This window comes from Leuconostoc gasicomitatum LMG 18811 (assembly GCF_000196855.1).
In the GTDB taxonomy this organism is placed as follows: Bacteria; Bacillota; Bacilli; order Lactobacillales; family Lactobacillaceae; genus Leuconostoc; species Leuconostoc gasicomitatum.
In genome coordinates, this window is sequence record NC_014319.1 from 1,450,465 (window position 1) to 1,464,440 (window position 13,976).

Annotated in this window: 18 protein-coding genes; all 18 read right to left on the minus strand. The window is 37.0% G+C overall.

Going from position 1 to position 13,976, the window contains the following annotated elements; genetic code table 11:
- Window positions 1-69 precede the first annotated feature (69 nt).
- Window positions 70-306, minus strand: a complete 237-nt coding sequence (secG, locus tag LEGAS_RS06960) for a preprotein translocase subunit SecG (protein ID WP_010388644.1) — start codon at window positions 304-306, stop codon at window positions 70-72.
- A gap of 146 nt (window positions 307-452) precedes the next feature.
- A complete protein-coding gene (locus tag LEGAS_RS06965) occupies window positions 453-1,226 on the minus strand; it encodes a TrmH family RNA methyltransferase (protein ID WP_010388647.1) in 774 nt (257 codons plus the stop codon).
- Between the two features lie 70 nt (window positions 1,227-1,296).
- On the minus strand, window positions 1,297-2,214 hold the full coding sequence (yidC, locus tag LEGAS_RS06970) for a membrane protein insertase YidC (protein WP_010388649.1): 918 nt from the start codon (window positions 2,212-2,214) through the stop codon (window positions 1,297-1,299).
- A gap of 51 nt (window positions 2,215-2,265) precedes the next feature.
- Window positions 2,266-2,538: an acylphosphatase gene (locus LEGAS_RS06975; RefSeq protein ID WP_010388652.1), complete on the minus strand. Its 273-nt coding sequence runs from the start codon at window positions 2,536-2,538 to the stop codon at window positions 2,266-2,268.
- Window positions 2,516-3,622: a sensor histidine kinase gene (locus LEGAS_RS06980; protein WP_013231810.1), complete on the minus strand. Its 1,107-nt coding sequence runs from the start codon at window positions 3,620-3,622 to the stop codon at window positions 2,516-2,518. Before LEGAS_RS06980 ends, LEGAS_RS06975 begins: the two co-directional genes overlap by 23 nt.
- A 9-nt stretch (window positions 3,623-3,631) precedes the next feature.
- Window positions 3,632-4,321, minus strand: coding sequence for a response regulator transcription factor (locus LEGAS_RS06985; RefSeq protein ID WP_010015289.1), 690 nt, complete (start codon window positions 4,319-4,321; stop codon window positions 3,632-3,634).
- 96 nt (window positions 4,322-4,417) lie between these two features.
- Window positions 4,418-4,963 carry a DUF177 domain-containing protein gene (locus LEGAS_RS06990; protein WP_013231811.1) on the minus strand — a complete coding sequence of 182 codons (546 nt, stop codon included), beginning with the start codon at window positions 4,961-4,963 and terminating at the stop codon, window positions 4,418-4,420.
- Window positions 4,964-5,032: 69 nt separating this feature from the next.
- On the minus strand, window positions 5,033-6,211 hold the full coding sequence (locus LEGAS_RS06995; protein ID WP_013231812.1) for a nucleotidyltransferase: 1,179 nt from the start codon (window positions 6,209-6,211) through the stop codon (window positions 5,033-5,035).
- Complete coding sequence (locus LEGAS_RS07000) at window positions 6,208-6,966, minus strand: class I SAM-dependent DNA methyltransferase (protein ID WP_013231813.1); 759 nt, start codon at window positions 6,964-6,966, stop codon at window positions 6,208-6,210. Before LEGAS_RS07000 ends, LEGAS_RS06995 begins: the two co-directional genes overlap by 4 nt.
- A 53-nt stretch (window positions 6,967-7,019) precedes the next feature.
- The gene (gene rsfS, locus LEGAS_RS07005; protein WP_010390379.1) at window positions 7,020-7,391 is read right to left on the minus strand and encodes a ribosome silencing factor; all 372 of its coding nucleotides are present in this window, start codon (window positions 7,389-7,391) and stop codon (window positions 7,020-7,022) included.
- A gap of 36 nt (window positions 7,392-7,427) precedes the next feature.
- Window positions 7,428-8,009: a bis(5'-nucleosyl)-tetraphosphatase (symmetrical) YqeK gene (gene yqeK / locus LEGAS_RS07010; protein WP_010390377.1), complete on the minus strand. Its 582-nt coding sequence runs from the start codon at window positions 8,007-8,009 to the stop codon at window positions 7,428-7,430.
- Entirely contained in the window at window positions 8,002-8,640 is a 639-nt protein-coding gene (locus LEGAS_RS07015; RefSeq protein WP_013231814.1) for a nicotinate-nucleotide adenylyltransferase, read from the minus strand. Before LEGAS_RS07015 ends, yqeK begins: the two co-directional genes overlap by 8 nt.
- 18 nt (window positions 8,641-8,658) lie before the next feature.
- Window positions 8,659-8,973: a ribosome assembly RNA-binding protein YhbY gene (gene yhbY, locus LEGAS_RS07020; RefSeq protein ID WP_013231815.1), complete on the minus strand. Its 315-nt coding sequence runs from the start codon at window positions 8,971-8,973 to the stop codon at window positions 8,659-8,661.
- The gene (gene yqeH / locus LEGAS_RS07025) at window positions 8,973-10,121 is read right to left on the minus strand and encodes a ribosome biogenesis GTPase YqeH (protein ID WP_010390376.1); all 1,149 of its coding nucleotides are present in this window, start codon (window positions 10,119-10,121) and stop codon (window positions 8,973-8,975) included. The genes yhbY and yqeH overlap by 1 nt, the downstream gene beginning before the upstream one ends.
- Complete coding sequence (locus tag LEGAS_RS07030) at window positions 10,111-10,647, minus strand: YqeG family HAD IIIA-type phosphatase (protein ID WP_010390374.1); 537 nt, start codon at window positions 10,645-10,647, stop codon at window positions 10,111-10,113. Before LEGAS_RS07030 ends, yqeH begins: the two co-directional genes overlap by 11 nt.
- 138 nt (window positions 10,648-10,785) lie before the next feature.
- Window positions 10,786-12,024 carry a PTS sugar transporter subunit IIC gene (locus tag LEGAS_RS07035; protein WP_013231816.1) on the minus strand — a complete coding sequence of 413 codons (1,239 nt, stop codon included), beginning with the start codon at window positions 12,022-12,024 and terminating at the stop codon, window positions 10,786-10,788.
- Window positions 12,025-12,109: 85 nt separating this feature from the next.
- Window positions 12,110-13,105 (minus strand): D-2-hydroxyacid dehydrogenase, encoded by a 996-nt coding sequence (locus LEGAS_RS07040; RefSeq protein WP_010390372.1) that lies wholly within the window; start codon window positions 13,103-13,105, stop codon window positions 12,110-12,112.
- A gap of 198 nt (window positions 13,106-13,303) precedes the next feature.
- Window positions 13,304-13,906, minus strand: a complete 603-nt coding sequence (locus tag LEGAS_RS07045; RefSeq protein WP_010390370.1) for an ATP-dependent Clp protease proteolytic subunit — start codon at window positions 13,904-13,906, stop codon at window positions 13,304-13,306.
- Between the last annotated feature and the right edge of the window lie 70 nt (window positions 13,907-13,976).

Genomic DNA, 13,976 nt, shown 5'->3' on the forward strand with positions numbered 1-13,976 from the left:
TTATTCTTTCTAAATTTTTTCAAAATAAAAAGTCAGTCTACAAAAAGAGCAAACTGACCATTGTATTTTTTAATGTGCTGATAAATACATCAACGCAAAACCAATAATAAACCACAGTCCACCTAAAATAGCAGTTGAACGGCGCATAACAGCTTCAAATCCACGTGACTTACGTTCCGCGAATAGATCACCAGCACCACCTGACAGTGCTGATAATGCATCTTGTTGTTTACTTGGTTGCATCATAACTGTCACGATGAGCAAAAAGCCCACGACAATCAAAGCAACAGTGAGTGTTTGTTCCACAGTTATATCCTCTACTCTAAATCGTTAAGTCCTATTATAGCAAAAAACCATATCTTTTGCACAATAGGCTTTTTATTCTAAAGACACCTCATAACACATACCTGTTGAATGTCTTATTTACTGTGACGTCATGTCCAATTTTTCTACTAATTTCCAGATGCTAAACTAAACATTAAAATACCACCAGCAATAGCCACATTCAAACTCTCAGCTTGACCTTGGATTGGAATATATAAATTAGCTGTTGTTTTGGCAGCTAATTCATCTGACATTCCTTGCCCCTCATTACCAACAATTAGAGCAAATTGTGTACTAGATTCAATTTCACGGTATGAGCGTGCCGACTCGTTAAGTTGCGAACCATAAACTGACAAATTATTAGCAGTTAAAGCGTCTGTCCATTCAACCAAATCACCAGTCAAAACTTCTAAATGAAATTGTGATCCTTGCATCGCACGGACAACTTTTGGAGAGTAAGCATCGGCTGTTCCTTCACCAAATACAACACCTTTGAAACCTGCGGCATCTGCTGTACGTACTAAAGTACCAACATTTCCAGGATCTTGAATTTTATCAAGCAACAACCAAGCGCCATCATGCACGTAACTTGGGTCGAATGTTTTATCTGGTAATGAAATTTCTGCAAAAATTCCCTGTGGGGTATTCGTACCTGCAATATGTTTAGCGACTTCCTCACTAATTTCAAAAGCTGGGACACCATGTGGTACATCAGGTAAATGTGTTTGCATCTGTTCTTCTGTAGCCATGACAGCGTGAAACTTAGCATTTGCCTTAACTGCTTCCTCAACTAAATGCCAACCATCTAACAAATACGTACGGTTTTCTTGACGTCCTTTTTTAGTTGCCAATTTGGCCCAAGCTTTTACACGATTATTTTGATTTGATAAAATACGATCCATTTTTTTAATTCTTCCTGTCCTGTTATTAGAACTGACAAAAGTACGTCAAACACTTTGACGTACTTAACCATTAACGTTTTTGTTTTCCAGCGTTACGCTGTTTCTTATTTTTGGTCTCACTAGATTGCACTATTTTCTGCTCACCATCAGTAGATGTCACTGTACTCTTCGTTTTTGAGCTCTCTTGCATTAAATCATCAGCCGTCTTTTTAATTTTGAATTCACGTACAACACGTTTTTCAAGACCTGGTCGCTGGTAATGTTGTATCAGTGTTTGAATAAGCGCAAACAATCCACCGACTACAAAATACAAACCAATTGCGCCACTGGCAATCATAGCAAAAACAAAAATCATTATTGGGCTAATAAACATCATCATTGCCGATGTTTTCTTTTGCTCTTCTGGCATATGCTGCATAGCTAACCATGCTTGAATCAGGTAAATAACACCAGCTGCAATAGCAAAAACAATTTGTGGTTTACCTAGGTTAAACCCTAAAAATTCAGCACCTTTCAGTGCTGGTGCATGTAAAATGGCTGAGTAAAGGCCAGAAAAAATAGGTAACTGCATAGCCATGGTTAAAAACGAAATACCACCAATAACGCTGACATCATTTTCCCGGTATAATGACATCATTGCCATACTAGCTTGCTGCTGTTCTTGTGTTGTCCCTGCTTTACGTGTCAACGCCTGTAATTTGTCAATTTCAGGTTTTAGCGTTTGCATTTTAATTTGGTTAATTGTGGTGTTAACCTGTTGATTCAAAAAGAAAGGTAACAGTATCAGACGTAAAATAGCCGTGATGATAATGATTGCCCAACCAATACCATTTACGCCACCAATGATATGTGCGATATCAGTCATACCATTAGCTAAAGGATGTCCAATCCAACGATACATTTTACTATGCTCGTCATAGCCACCAGTAATTAAAATAATGTCTAATATTACAAAAGCTGCTGTTAGAACCCGCTTTAATTGTTTCATAAGTTTGTTTTTTCTCCTGGTTATTACAGAAGTCCATTATACCAAGATTTCTTACTTAATAGCAAAATTATTCGATTCAAACGGCGCAACTGCATGTTTTAGTACTTTATCGACACGACTGTAATAGCCCGGTCCTTGATTAATGGCTTCAATGAAAGCCTTAACATTGGTTTCTTGTCCCTGTACTCTCATTTCAACAGAGCCGTTAGAATTATTACAAACCCACCCGACGAGGTGATATTTGTTTGCCGTTTGTTGTGCAAACCAACGAAAACCAACACCTTGCACAATACCATAGACATCAATTCGATAACTTTGTATCATTTGATTTTCCTTTATAGAGTGGCAAACGTATTGTAAAAGCTGATCCCGACCCCAGTGCACTCTCTATCGTAATTTCACCACCGTAGGCCTCAACAAGACGTTGCGCAATACTCAAGCCTAAACCATTACCACCCTTTGCGCGCGAACGTGCCTTATCCACACGATAGAAGCGATCAAACACACGCATCGCTTCTTCACTAGACAATCCTTCACCAAAATCTTGAATACCGATTTCGACGCGATTAGTCGTCTGTGACAGTGCAAAATGAATTTCTTTTCGGTCTAATGAATACTTCACCGCATTATCAGCTAGAATGATTAATATTTGTTCCATATGATCTTGACGTACCTTAACATTTGCATCTTGCATCAAATCATCATCAAACGTAAATATGAAATCCGGGTGTATCATCTTAAAATTATCAAAGACCCTGTGAACTAAACCACCAACCTCTGTAATGTCTTTAACATTTTCAATTGGAATTTGTTCTGCCCGGGTTAAATTAAGCATTTCATTAATTAAATTTTCCATACGTTGCATTTCAGATAAAGATGACACAATCGAATCATTCAAAACATCTGGTTCATCTTTTCCCCAACGATTCAGCAAATCCATGTGTCCTTTAACGATTGCTACCGGTGTACGTAATTCATGAGAAACATCTGACACGAACTGTTGTTGGGCAGCAATGAGGCTTTGTAAGCGATCAATCATGCGATTTAGCACACTAATCAAATCAGAAAACTCATCATTTGAGCGTGCTTTTTCTGCACGAATTGTTGTCATTGGATCATCTTCAAAAGCCTCTATTGTTGTTTCAATTGACTTCACTGGGCGTAAAATATAACGTGTTACAATGAATGTAAATATAAAAACGGCAATACCACCTAAAATAACAATAAGCCATAAGTATAGATATAGTTTATTTGGCAGATCACTATAGTAGTTTTTCACCAATTCAGTTACAACAATAGCAAAGACACCAAATATAACAAAAAAACCAGACGCCATCCCCAATGAAAGTTGCCAACTCAATGAGAAACGACGCGAGGCTTTTTTAATTGTTTTTATTTCTTTAGCCATAATATCCTATTAGCTACGCATGACATAGCCAGTACCACGAACTGTCTGGATATAAGATGCTTTACTTTCTGGATCATCAATCTTATTACGTAAGTATCTAATATAGACATCAACAACGTTCGTTTCGACCTCTGAATCAAAACCCCAAACTTCTTTTAGCAGTTGTTCACGTGATTGAACGATGTTAATGTTTTCTACCAATGTCAATAACAAATCATACTCACGTTTTGTTAAATTAATGATTTGATCATCACGACGGGCAATACGATTCTCTTTTTCAATACGCAAGTCTTTGAAATTAATAATTGAGCGATGCTTATCGTTAGACTCCGTCTCAATTGCAATACGACGGAGTAGTGACCGTATTCGTGCTAACAGTTCTTCAATAGCAAAGGGCTTAACCAAGTAATCATCCGCCCCATAATCTAATCCTGAAACGCGATCAATAACTGAATCACGTGCAGTCATCATGATGATTGGCGTTTTCTTAGATTCGCGCAAACGACGAGCAACCTCTAGCCCATTTAGTTCTGGCAACATTAAATCAAGCAAAATAACATCATAGTTATTCTCTAATGCTGCATCCAATCCCGAACGACCATCTAAAACTGTTTCAACTTCATAGCCTTCATGCTTTAATTCAAGGCCTACAAACTTTGCCAAGTTTTCTTCATCTTCAACAATCAATACTTTACTCATTATTTATCCTCAACATTTAGATCGGCGACTACCGAATAAATTTCTTATTACTTCTCTATAGTTTAGAGTAATTTTTGAATTTTTGCAAGTATTTTCTCATTCTTTGAAAAAATCATCTAATTTAGCAAATCTTGGATCAAAATTTGAATTATTATCATCTTTTTTCTCATTTTCAAACGTTTCTTCGCTAACAACATGCCAATCTTTCCCAGAAGGTAATTTATCATCTGCTATTTCTGCCGTTGTCAAAATTTGCAATGGCAATTCTGCAATAATATTATCAAGGATGGCCTCGTCAACATCTAGTGTATCGTTTTCTAATACAAAAACTGCCTCGGTTTCATCAAAATCTTTTAATCGTTGTTCATCTTCAATATAACGTTCGTCAATTATAAGATTAATATCACGAACAACAGGTAGCAATGATCGTGAAGAAGGTACAGTAATTTTTCCAGTAATTTCGGCGTGAAGGCTGAGATCCTCGTTATCATAATAACGAATATACCCTTTTACTTGTACTAACGACAAGGCCAAAACCGTAGTTGGAAAGCGTTTTTTTGCGTTTTCTTCTAGATTAAGTTTTTCATCAAAAGTCAAGGCATTTTGACGATATTTTTGCAATTGGTTTTTATTATATTTCATTTTTTCTCCTAAATATCGCCATTATAAAAATTCATTTATAATCTAAAATGACAGACATTGCAACTAAGTTTATTTTTTAGTGGCGACGTATATTGGTTTACGCGTCACATCTTGTTGCTGACCCGTACTATTTGCTAACATTTGCCATAATTTACCCGCCTTAAAATCTAAACGCAGATTAGTTTTGGTCAAATTTTGATCAACTTTACTAATTAATGGCAATGTAACTGTTTTTTTGATGCTATTTAAATATTGCTGACCAGCATCAGTAAATCCTAAAACACGTAAATACGGCTCTTGCATAGCAGACTGCATTTGATCCACTTTAACATTTAACAACGTGTATAGTAATGTGCGTTGCATCCGTGCAAATGTGTACCGCTTTGATTTCACTGATTTGATAAAATTTTGGTAGTTTTGTGGTCCCGGTTCACTTAATGCTACAGCTGCTAAACGATGTTCTAAGCCTTCACCCATTTGGTAAATTTGACTTAATTGTCCTACAGTATCTGTTATTAAACGGTACTTTAACAATGGCAAAAATTTTTGTTCAAAATTAATTGTATTATTCATTGATTGTACATTTTGTAAAGTGATGTCTGGCACAACACTTTGTATTTTTTCTAACTTATTTTTATGTAGCGCTAAACGAATGGCCGATGCTGAGGCAATTGTTTGCGTATCTGAAAACAGCGTGTCATGATAGCCAGCTGCAACTCTTTGAATAGCATGTAATTTAATATCTGCTGATAAATCTACAACGGCCTTAGCATATCCAAGTGCTAAAATATCGTTAGGATCTTCTAATTTAAAACCTGTTTCTGCTTCTAACAGATGGGCATATGCACTTGCAAAAGTTTGATTTTTATCTTGCAAATCTTTTCCCTGTGACACACTAGGTGCTTGTTTTGCCAAAGATAAAAAATCAACATCAGCATGTTCACTACCAAATACCATATCTTTCACTCCCAGCGCTGCCAATAATTTAACTGCCCCTTCGGCAAATAAATGGCTCGGCTGCACTGCATAAAATATTGGTAACTCAATAACCAAATCAACGCCGTTTTCTAATGCTGCTTGTGCACGTGTCCACTTGTCAAATAACGCTGGTTCCCCACGTTGAACAAAGTTACCCGACATAACAGCCACAACAACATCGGCCCCTGTTTCCTTTTTTGCTTGTTGTATATGGTAAATATGGCCATTATGAAAAGGATTATATTCTGTTACTATACCAACTGCCTTCATGCTTTCACCGCTCTGAAGAACCAACGTTCAGTCGTATCGTTAATATTTTGATTCCCGAAATCAGCTGACACAGATATATCTTCGAATCCAGCTAATTCTAATTCGCGTTGAAAAACAGACAAAGCATAAGTTTGCTCATGATGAATTTCACGTAAAATTCTAAAACCGTCAATATTTTCATCATAAACAAAAAATTTCAAATCATGATCAACGCTGTTAGGTGTTTCTCCTGGATAGCTTGTCCACATAAAAATATTTTCTTCGTCATCATCGTTGTTATAATAATAATTATTATATAATACATTGATTTGGTAAGGCGTAATAACATCAAATAAAAATTGGCCGCCCGCCTCAAGATGATCATATACCTGCCTGATAGTTGCTTTAAAATCAGCTAAATTGGGTAGATAGTTCAATGCATCGGCAAAGCTGACTATTGTTGGATAACGCAACTCCCAATCTGACCATTCTCGCATATCTGCCTGCAGTAATTTCACATCGACATCAGAATCAACTGCATGTTTTTGTGCAAGTGATAACATCTCAGTAGATATATCTAGGACATCAACACTATAATTTTGTTGCGATAGTAAAACGGCCAATCTTCCTGCTCCACCACCTAAGTCTAGTAGGCGACCTGGTTTTGTGTTATTGGCAACATAATTTGCCCATGAATAATACATCTCATCATTAAATAGCGTATCATATTTTTCAGCAAATGTTGAATAATTGTCTTGTATATTTTCATTAGTCATACTGTTTATTTTAACAGAAAAAGAGATGAGCTGCTGCTCATCTCTAATTTTTATCATTCAGTCACAAGGAATTTTGTTAAATCTACATAAGGTGCATCATTCCATAAACGTTCTAAATTATAAAATCCACGTTGTTCTGTAGAAAAAATATGGACAATGACATCCCCTAAGTCGATTAAAACCCAGTCCGCAGCTTGAAATCCTTCAATTAATTTAATTTCACCACCGGCAGCCTGCACTTGGTCTTTCACTTCTGTTACTATCGCCTGTACTTGACGATTAGATGCAGCATCTGCGATGACGAAATAATCAGCCATTAAGCTCACTTTTCGCATATCAAGTGCCACAATATGATTCGCTTGTTTATTATCAACTGCTACTACAGCTGTTTTAAGCAGTGTTGTTACATCTAATGCTGTTGTCAAAATTTTTTCCCATGCTTTCTTAATTCAATTTTTTAATTATGCTCTTGTTAACCAATAATTATACGTTGTAATACTTTTAGGATAGATAGCCATTTCCTTTTGAACAAGCCGCCGTACTGTATGTACAATTTGATACCTGACACCTGCTGCTAAAGATTGGTCTGTAATTTGGCGTGCAATATCAACGCCCGAAAAGTCACGACCTACCTCAAGGTAATCAGCCATAAACAAAACTTGTGATAGCACCGTCATCTCTGCTGCACCACCAGTTGTATGTTCGCGTACCGCATTTAAGATATCTAAATCCGTCACTCCAAGTTCATCACGAACCATTTCAGCACCAACGATGCCATGCCAAATATAATTGCCCCAATTAATTAAATCAGGATCCATATTTTTACGCGCAATAACAGTTAAAAAGTCATCATCTGACCGCTCTTTAGCATAATCATGAACCAACGCCGCAACTTCGGCCTTGTCAGTATCAACACCGTTTTTACGCGCTAGCTTGACTGCGTAATCTCGGACTCGTAGAATATGTTGAAATCGATAGTCCGTTAGTCCAGCTGCAACTTTTGTTTCTAATTCAGTAATACTACCATTAAAATATTTAGTCATATAAACCTCGATACAAATTATACTCTGCTATAAACAGGGCTTCACGCTCTGGTACAAGGTAATTAACACTTTGCTTCATTCGTATCTTTGTTCTGATTTCTGAAGACGTAATTCGAATATCTGGCACATCATACCACAGCATTGGATAAGGGGCTTGTTTTTTTTGATCACCATGAACACCCACTGCAAATTTTACTAAACGTGACAACTCCTCAATATGATCCCATGTTGGCAATTTTTCAATTTTCTCACCACCAATAATAAAATAGTAATCATTCTCAGGGTGCATCTCAACTAACTCACGCATCGTTTGATAAGTATATGACTTACCGCCATTGCGTACCTCAATAAGCTCAATATCAAAAAAAGGATTCCCCATAATTGCCGTTTTAACTAATTGCACACGATTTGATGGAGATATTGCGCTCGCATGCGTGCCATCAATTGGCTGTGCATTCGGCATCCAAAATACCTTTTCCAAACCAAGCTGTCTACCAATCGTTTCAGCCAATACTAACTGACCAATATGTGGTGGATTAAAGGTACCACCAAAAATACCAATTTTTCTTTTTTCTTGGTTGGGCCATACTTCTGATTGTGTTTGAGTTGAGATTGTGTACACACCATTCATTACAATGACCACCTTAAATTAAATTTTAGCTAATTCGACCGAAATTCTCTTATACTTATCTTCTTGTGCTGGTAAAAACAAAACCAATGTCCGTCCAATTGTTTGTGCCACTGTAATATCAGAATGTGATTGTATGAATTCTGCCACATCTTTAGCCGAGTCATCAGCACCTTGTTGTAAACTAATTTTAACTAGTTCTCGTTTTGAGATGGCAAGAACGAGTTCATTAACCCACAATTGCGTTAAACCATTTTTTCCTACCGAAAAAATGGGTGATAGCGTATTTGCTTTTGAACGCAAAAAGCGCTTTTGCTTACCTGTTAGTTGTAACATTAAATCATTGCCTTTCGAATGAGGACTGAAACGCCCTGTGGTGCCCAACCGGCTATTTTAATACCAGCAGGAATAGAAATCCAACCCAAGCCTGCAAAAACAATGTCACTTTTTTCAGTAATATTGAATTCGTGCCTAATTAGATTTGTTATCGTTGATTCTTGTGGAGAAGGTGTTAATAGTTCTCCTGCATGTTTATCATAAAAGTCGTCCGCGCCAATTAATTTAGTACGATGCAAAGATAAATTATTTTCAAAGTAAGCCGTAATGGGGGTACGTTCCCCTAACTCAAAATCAAAACGAGCTAAACCACCAATAAAAATTGTTTGCTCAGCATTCAATTGATAAGTACGTGGTTTAATTTCATTTTTCGGTAACGCATACTTTAAATCTTTATCAGCCAATACATGAGTAATTTGATCACGTTTAACGATTCCAGGTGTGTCAATAAGTTGCCTACCGTCAGCTAATGGGATTTCAATTCGATCTAGTGTAGTTCCCGGAAAACGTGACGTTGTAATCAAATCCTGAACACCTGTCCCAGACTTAATTATTTGATTAATCAACGTTGATTTACCAACATTGGTCACGCCTACGACATAAACATCACGGCCTTCACGATAATTATCAATTGTGTCTAATAAGTCATCAAGGTTTTTTGGATGCGTTGCAGACGTTAAGAAAATATCAACTGGTTTAATTCCTTGTGCCTTCAATTCCACTTGCAACCAATTTTTTAAACGATTTTTATTAAGCAACTTTGGCAATAAATCAACTTTGTTTGCGACCACCAAAATGGGATTATCTTGGCCAACAAAACGAGGCAAACCAGCTATTTCGGAACCTGTTACATCAAAAACATCTATGACATAAACTATCAAAGCTTTTGCATCTGAAATTTGATGTAATAAACGTGAAAAATCGTCATCTGTTAGTTCAACAGGTTGAATTTCATTATAGTGTCGTAATTTAAAACAGCGTTGGCACAATAGTTCCTCGCTATCAATTGATTTTTTTAGTGCACTCATCGGCAAATAACCCGCTTTTGATGAGTCTACTACTTGCATAACTGCCCCACAGCCAATGCAGCGTAATCCCTCATTTAATTGTTCTTGAACGTATTCGTCCGTTATTAATTCAGTTGTCACGAAGTGTTTTCTCCCATTTTAACTGTGGATGTGCTTTGAAAACAATTTTTTTCACTTGCTTTTCAATACTACGATTTATCCACGTTTGCCACATATCTGATTCAATTAAGCGTTGTACTAATACGCTTCTGACACCCGCACCATGTGCAGCCCAAATATCAGTTAACATTTGATCGCCAACCATGATAACTTCTTCTTGCTTCAAGTGATGCGTTCTCAGTACATAGAGAATACCCCGTGGCAGAGGCTTTAATGACCATGACACAAACTTAACCCCAAGTGGTTTGACAGCTTTCGCCACGCGTTTTGTCGTATTATTAGACACAACAATTACCTCAATATTACCGTCACACAAGTCAGTTAACCATTGTCTTAACTCAGGTGTCCCCTCTGGGTTGTTCCACGCAAGTAAGGTGTTATCTAAATCTGCTAACACCGTTTTTATGCCATGCTTTTTCAAATCTTCAACTGTTAAATCATATATTCGTTCAACCATATAGGTTGGCGTAAAGTGCTCTAAGCGCATTAAGACCATCATCCAATTTATTTATTCTATTTTATTATACACTACAATCACACAAAATTTAAAGTGACTCTTAATTTATCTGAAAAAATAAAAAAAGACCAACTATTGGCCTTCATATTATTTGTTAACATATCGCATTTATAATTCTTGTTGAAAGTCGGCTGGTACATATAATTTCAACAGTTTGCTAAAGATATATTGTGCAATAAGTCCTGCCACAATTGGCACAATCAACCAAGCCAGTACAGCAATCATAGGATTAATAAAATGATTCATAACAGTTGCAGGTACATTAGGGTCTTTTACCATTGATTGAATAGGTGAAACTAAACCAATATAACCAAACCCTGCTGTTATTGGTGTTCCTTGAATGTTAAACAAGGCAACTGGTATAGCAGAAATTGCTGCAGCCAATAAAAATGGCAACATCGTCACTGGTTTAGCAAAGACAGAAGGCATCATGCCCTTCATGGCACCTAATGCAATCGCGACCGTGACACCAGGCTTATTAACTCGCCATGAATTAATTAACAACACAATTGTCGTAGCGACAACACCCATAGCTGCAGCACCAGAACCAATGCCAGATAAGGAAATTGCTAAAGCAATTCCCACAGTTGAAACTGGCGTAATAATAATAATTGAAAAAGCCATAGCAATTAAGATTGCCATTGGTATTGGTGCAAATCTAGTAAATGTTTCTACAAGTTTACCTATCCAAGTAGTGACATCCCCAACATATGGTGCAATTGTTTTCCCAACTAAGCCTACGCCACCACCCACGATAATTGGGCTCAATATAATCGCAACAGAACCAAATCCTCGGAGATAACGAGATACCAACCATGTTACCAAGACTGCTATAGCAGAAACAATCATTGCATTAATGACATCTCCAGCACCACTGGCAATATAGATGTTAGCCGGTGCTAATGAACGTATTCCGGTCACTGGGTTCAAAAATCCAGTTGGTGCCTGTGCCCAACGAATTGAACCAGAAGCAACTGCCGTTGCAATTGCCACAACACCAACATCTAAGCTTTTCATTTTAAATTGGAGTGCAACTGCCATACCAATCAAAAATGGGATAAGTGATGTAAACAAAGTTAGAATAGCACTTAAATTTGAACCAAATGCTGTGGTTCCTAAACCAGAATACTGAATAATGTACTTCATGACTGCAGCAGGTAATACACCAATTAGTATTCCTTGCGCTGATCCTGACAATACTTTAAAGAAAAAATCTTTTAGCTTCAGTTCTGTTGTGCCATTAAATGTTACTGGCATGTTTTCTGACGCTTTGCGTGCATATTCTTCATTGCGCACAGCTTGTGACTCTTTTGTGGCCCATTTTTGACCATCTGCTTTAATACTCATAATTTTTCCTTATTGATCCTGCTTACATAGTTACCTAATTGTTTAACAATAATCAGCCATAATAAAGGTCGAATACATCTTACTATCAGTATTTAACAGCGATTGCAGGTGTTTCACCGTTAGCAAAAGCAACAGCAGCATCCATTGATTGATGAACCATCTCAAGAACAGCTTTCGTTGTATAAAAAGCCGTGTGGGGTGTAACCAAAACATTCTCACGTGAAATCAAATCAGCGATTTTGGCATCAGGAAAATCTTTACCTGACCAATCCTCATTGAACAAACCAACTTCTTCTTCATAAACATCCATACCAAAATCAGAAATTTTACCAGAATTTAAGCCATCGATAATAGCATCGATATCCATTAGGTTACCACGTGATGCGTTCATAATAACAACACCATCTTTCATCTTTGAAATGGCTGCTGCATCAATCATGTGGTGATTTTCAGGTACACCTGGTACGTATAGTGAAACCGCATCAGCTTGTGCATATAGTTCATCTAATGAGTCAACATACAAACCCTGTTCCGCAATTTCAGCATTTGGAAATTTGTCGTAGGCAACTACTTTTGCGCCAAAGCCTTGTAAAATTTTAATTGCAACACGACCAATGTTACCAGTGCCAATAACACCAACTGTTTGCATGCGCATTTCGCGACCAATTGTGGGTGCCCAACGTAGATCGTGCTTAGCAATCTTTGCATCAAGTGCTTTTGTACGACGTAATAAGCGTGATAATTGAATCATTGAGTGTTCCGCAATAGCATTTGGTGAATATACTGGAACGTTTGAGATGTTAAAATTAAATTCTTTTGCTGCTTCGAAATCAATATTATCAGTACCAACATTTCTTAATGACAAGTTAGTAACGCCCACCTCAGCCAAAGCTGTCAAAGCTTCACGTGTATAATCAAGTTGTTGATAGACCACAGCTGAAACTGAACCCTTAGCCAACGTTGCTGTTTCAGCTGTTAACAATTCTTGTGTATAGCCAACCTCAATATTTGGATGAGCTGACTTCCAATCTTCAAGTGATGGCTTTTCGTCGTCACGTATGCCGTAAGCAAAAATTTTCATAATATCCTCCATGTTTTATACTGCCATTTAATTTTACCTTATTTTGTGCAGTTTTGCACGTAAATAAACGAAATTATTAAGCTTTTGACATAGATATATTTTATAGTCAAAAAGCCCGGAATACAATCAAAGTATTCCGGGCTAAATAATTAAAATGAATCAATTAAGTTAAATATCACAATAATTTTCTACTGCGATTTATTTTGTGACTGGTTTTTCACCTGCTTTTGATAGAATACCATCAATAAAGCCATATGCTAACGTTTCCTCAGCACTCATCCAATTATCACGTTCTGTATCATGTGCAATTGTTTCCAAATCCTTATCAGATGCATCAGCTAAAATTTTGTTTAATTTAGCACGTGTCTTAGTCAACTGATCAGCAATAATAGCCATATCAGTTTGTTGTGTACCACCAACTGCACCACCCATAGGCTGATGAATCAAGTATTCGGCATTTGGTAACATAAAACGATGTCCTTTTTCACCAGAACTAGCAATGATTGTACCCATTGAAGCGGCTAAGCCCATAACAATTGTTGTCACTGGTGCTTTAATAAAGTTCATCGTGTCCGTAATTGAAAGGCCAGCCGTAACAGATCCACCTGGTGAATTAATATACATTGAAATTTCTTTTGTAGGATCTTGGGCTTCTAGAAATAGCAATTGTGCAACAATTGAAGTTGCCATACTATCTTCAACCTCACCTTGAACCAAAATAATACGATCTTTAAGCAACCGTGAAGGTAAATCATAACTTTCACGTCCGTTAGCTGTTTGTTCTATAACTCCTGGCCACATAGTTGTTAGGCTCCTTAATTTTTAAATTATTGTGTTGCCACATATGCTTACCTAAAATAAGCATATGTGC

Bases quoted from the DNA above. Each gene is read 5' to 3' on its own strand.
- LEGAS_RS06965 (WP_010388647.1), bottom strand. From the start codon at position 1,226: ATGGATCGTATTTTATCAAATCAAAATAATCGTGTAAAAGCTTGGGCC.
- yidC (WP_010388649.1), bottom strand. From the start codon at position 2,214: ATGAAACAATTAAAGCGGGTTCTAACAGCAGCTTTTGTAATATTAGAC.
- LEGAS_RS06975 (WP_010388652.1), bottom strand. From the start codon at position 2,538: ATGATACAAAGTTATCGAATTGATGTCTATGGTATTGTGCAAGGTGTT.
- LEGAS_RS06980 (WP_013231810.1), bottom strand. From the start codon at position 3,622: ATGGCTAAAGAAATAAAAACAATTAAAAAAGCCTCGCGTCGTTTCTCA.
- LEGAS_RS06985 (WP_010015289.1), bottom strand. From the start codon at position 4,321: ATGAGTAAAGTATTGATTGTTGAAGATGAAGAAAACTTGGCAAAGTTT.
- LEGAS_RS06990 (WP_013231811.1), bottom strand. From the start codon at position 4,963: ATGAAATATAATAAAAACCAATTGCAAAAATATCGTCAAAATGCCTTG.
- LEGAS_RS06995 (WP_013231812.1), bottom strand. From the start codon at position 6,211: ATGAAGGCAGTTGGTATAGTAACAGAATATAATCCTTTTCATAATGGC.
- LEGAS_RS07000 (WP_013231813.1), bottom strand. From the start codon at position 6,966: ATGACTAATGAAAATATACAAGACAATTATTCAACATTTGCTGAAAAA.
- yqeK (WP_010390377.1), bottom strand. From the start codon at position 8,009: ATGACTAAATATTTTAATGGTAGTATTACTGAATTAGAAACAAAAGTT.
- LEGAS_RS07015 (WP_013231814.1), bottom strand. From the start codon at position 8,640: ATGAATGGTGTGTACACAATCTCAACTCAAACACAATCAGAAGTATGG.
- yhbY (WP_013231815.1), bottom strand. From the start codon at position 8,973: ATGTTACAACTAACAGGTAAGCAAAAGCGCTTTTTGCGTTCAAAAGCA.
- LEGAS_RS07030 (WP_010390374.1), bottom strand. From the start codon at position 10,647: ATGCGCTTAGAGCACTTTACGCCAACCTATATGGTTGAACGAATATAT.
- LEGAS_RS07035 (WP_013231816.1), bottom strand. From the start codon at position 12,024: ATGAGTATTAAAGCAGATGGTCAAAAATGGGCCACAAAAGAGTCACAA.
- LEGAS_RS07040 (WP_010390372.1), bottom strand. From the start codon at position 13,105: ATGAAAATTTTTGCTTACGGCATACGTGACGACGAAAAGCCATCACTT.
- LEGAS_RS07045 (WP_010390370.1), bottom strand. From the start codon at position 13,906: ATGTGGCCAGGAGTTATAGAACAAACAGCTAACGGACGTGAAAGTTAT.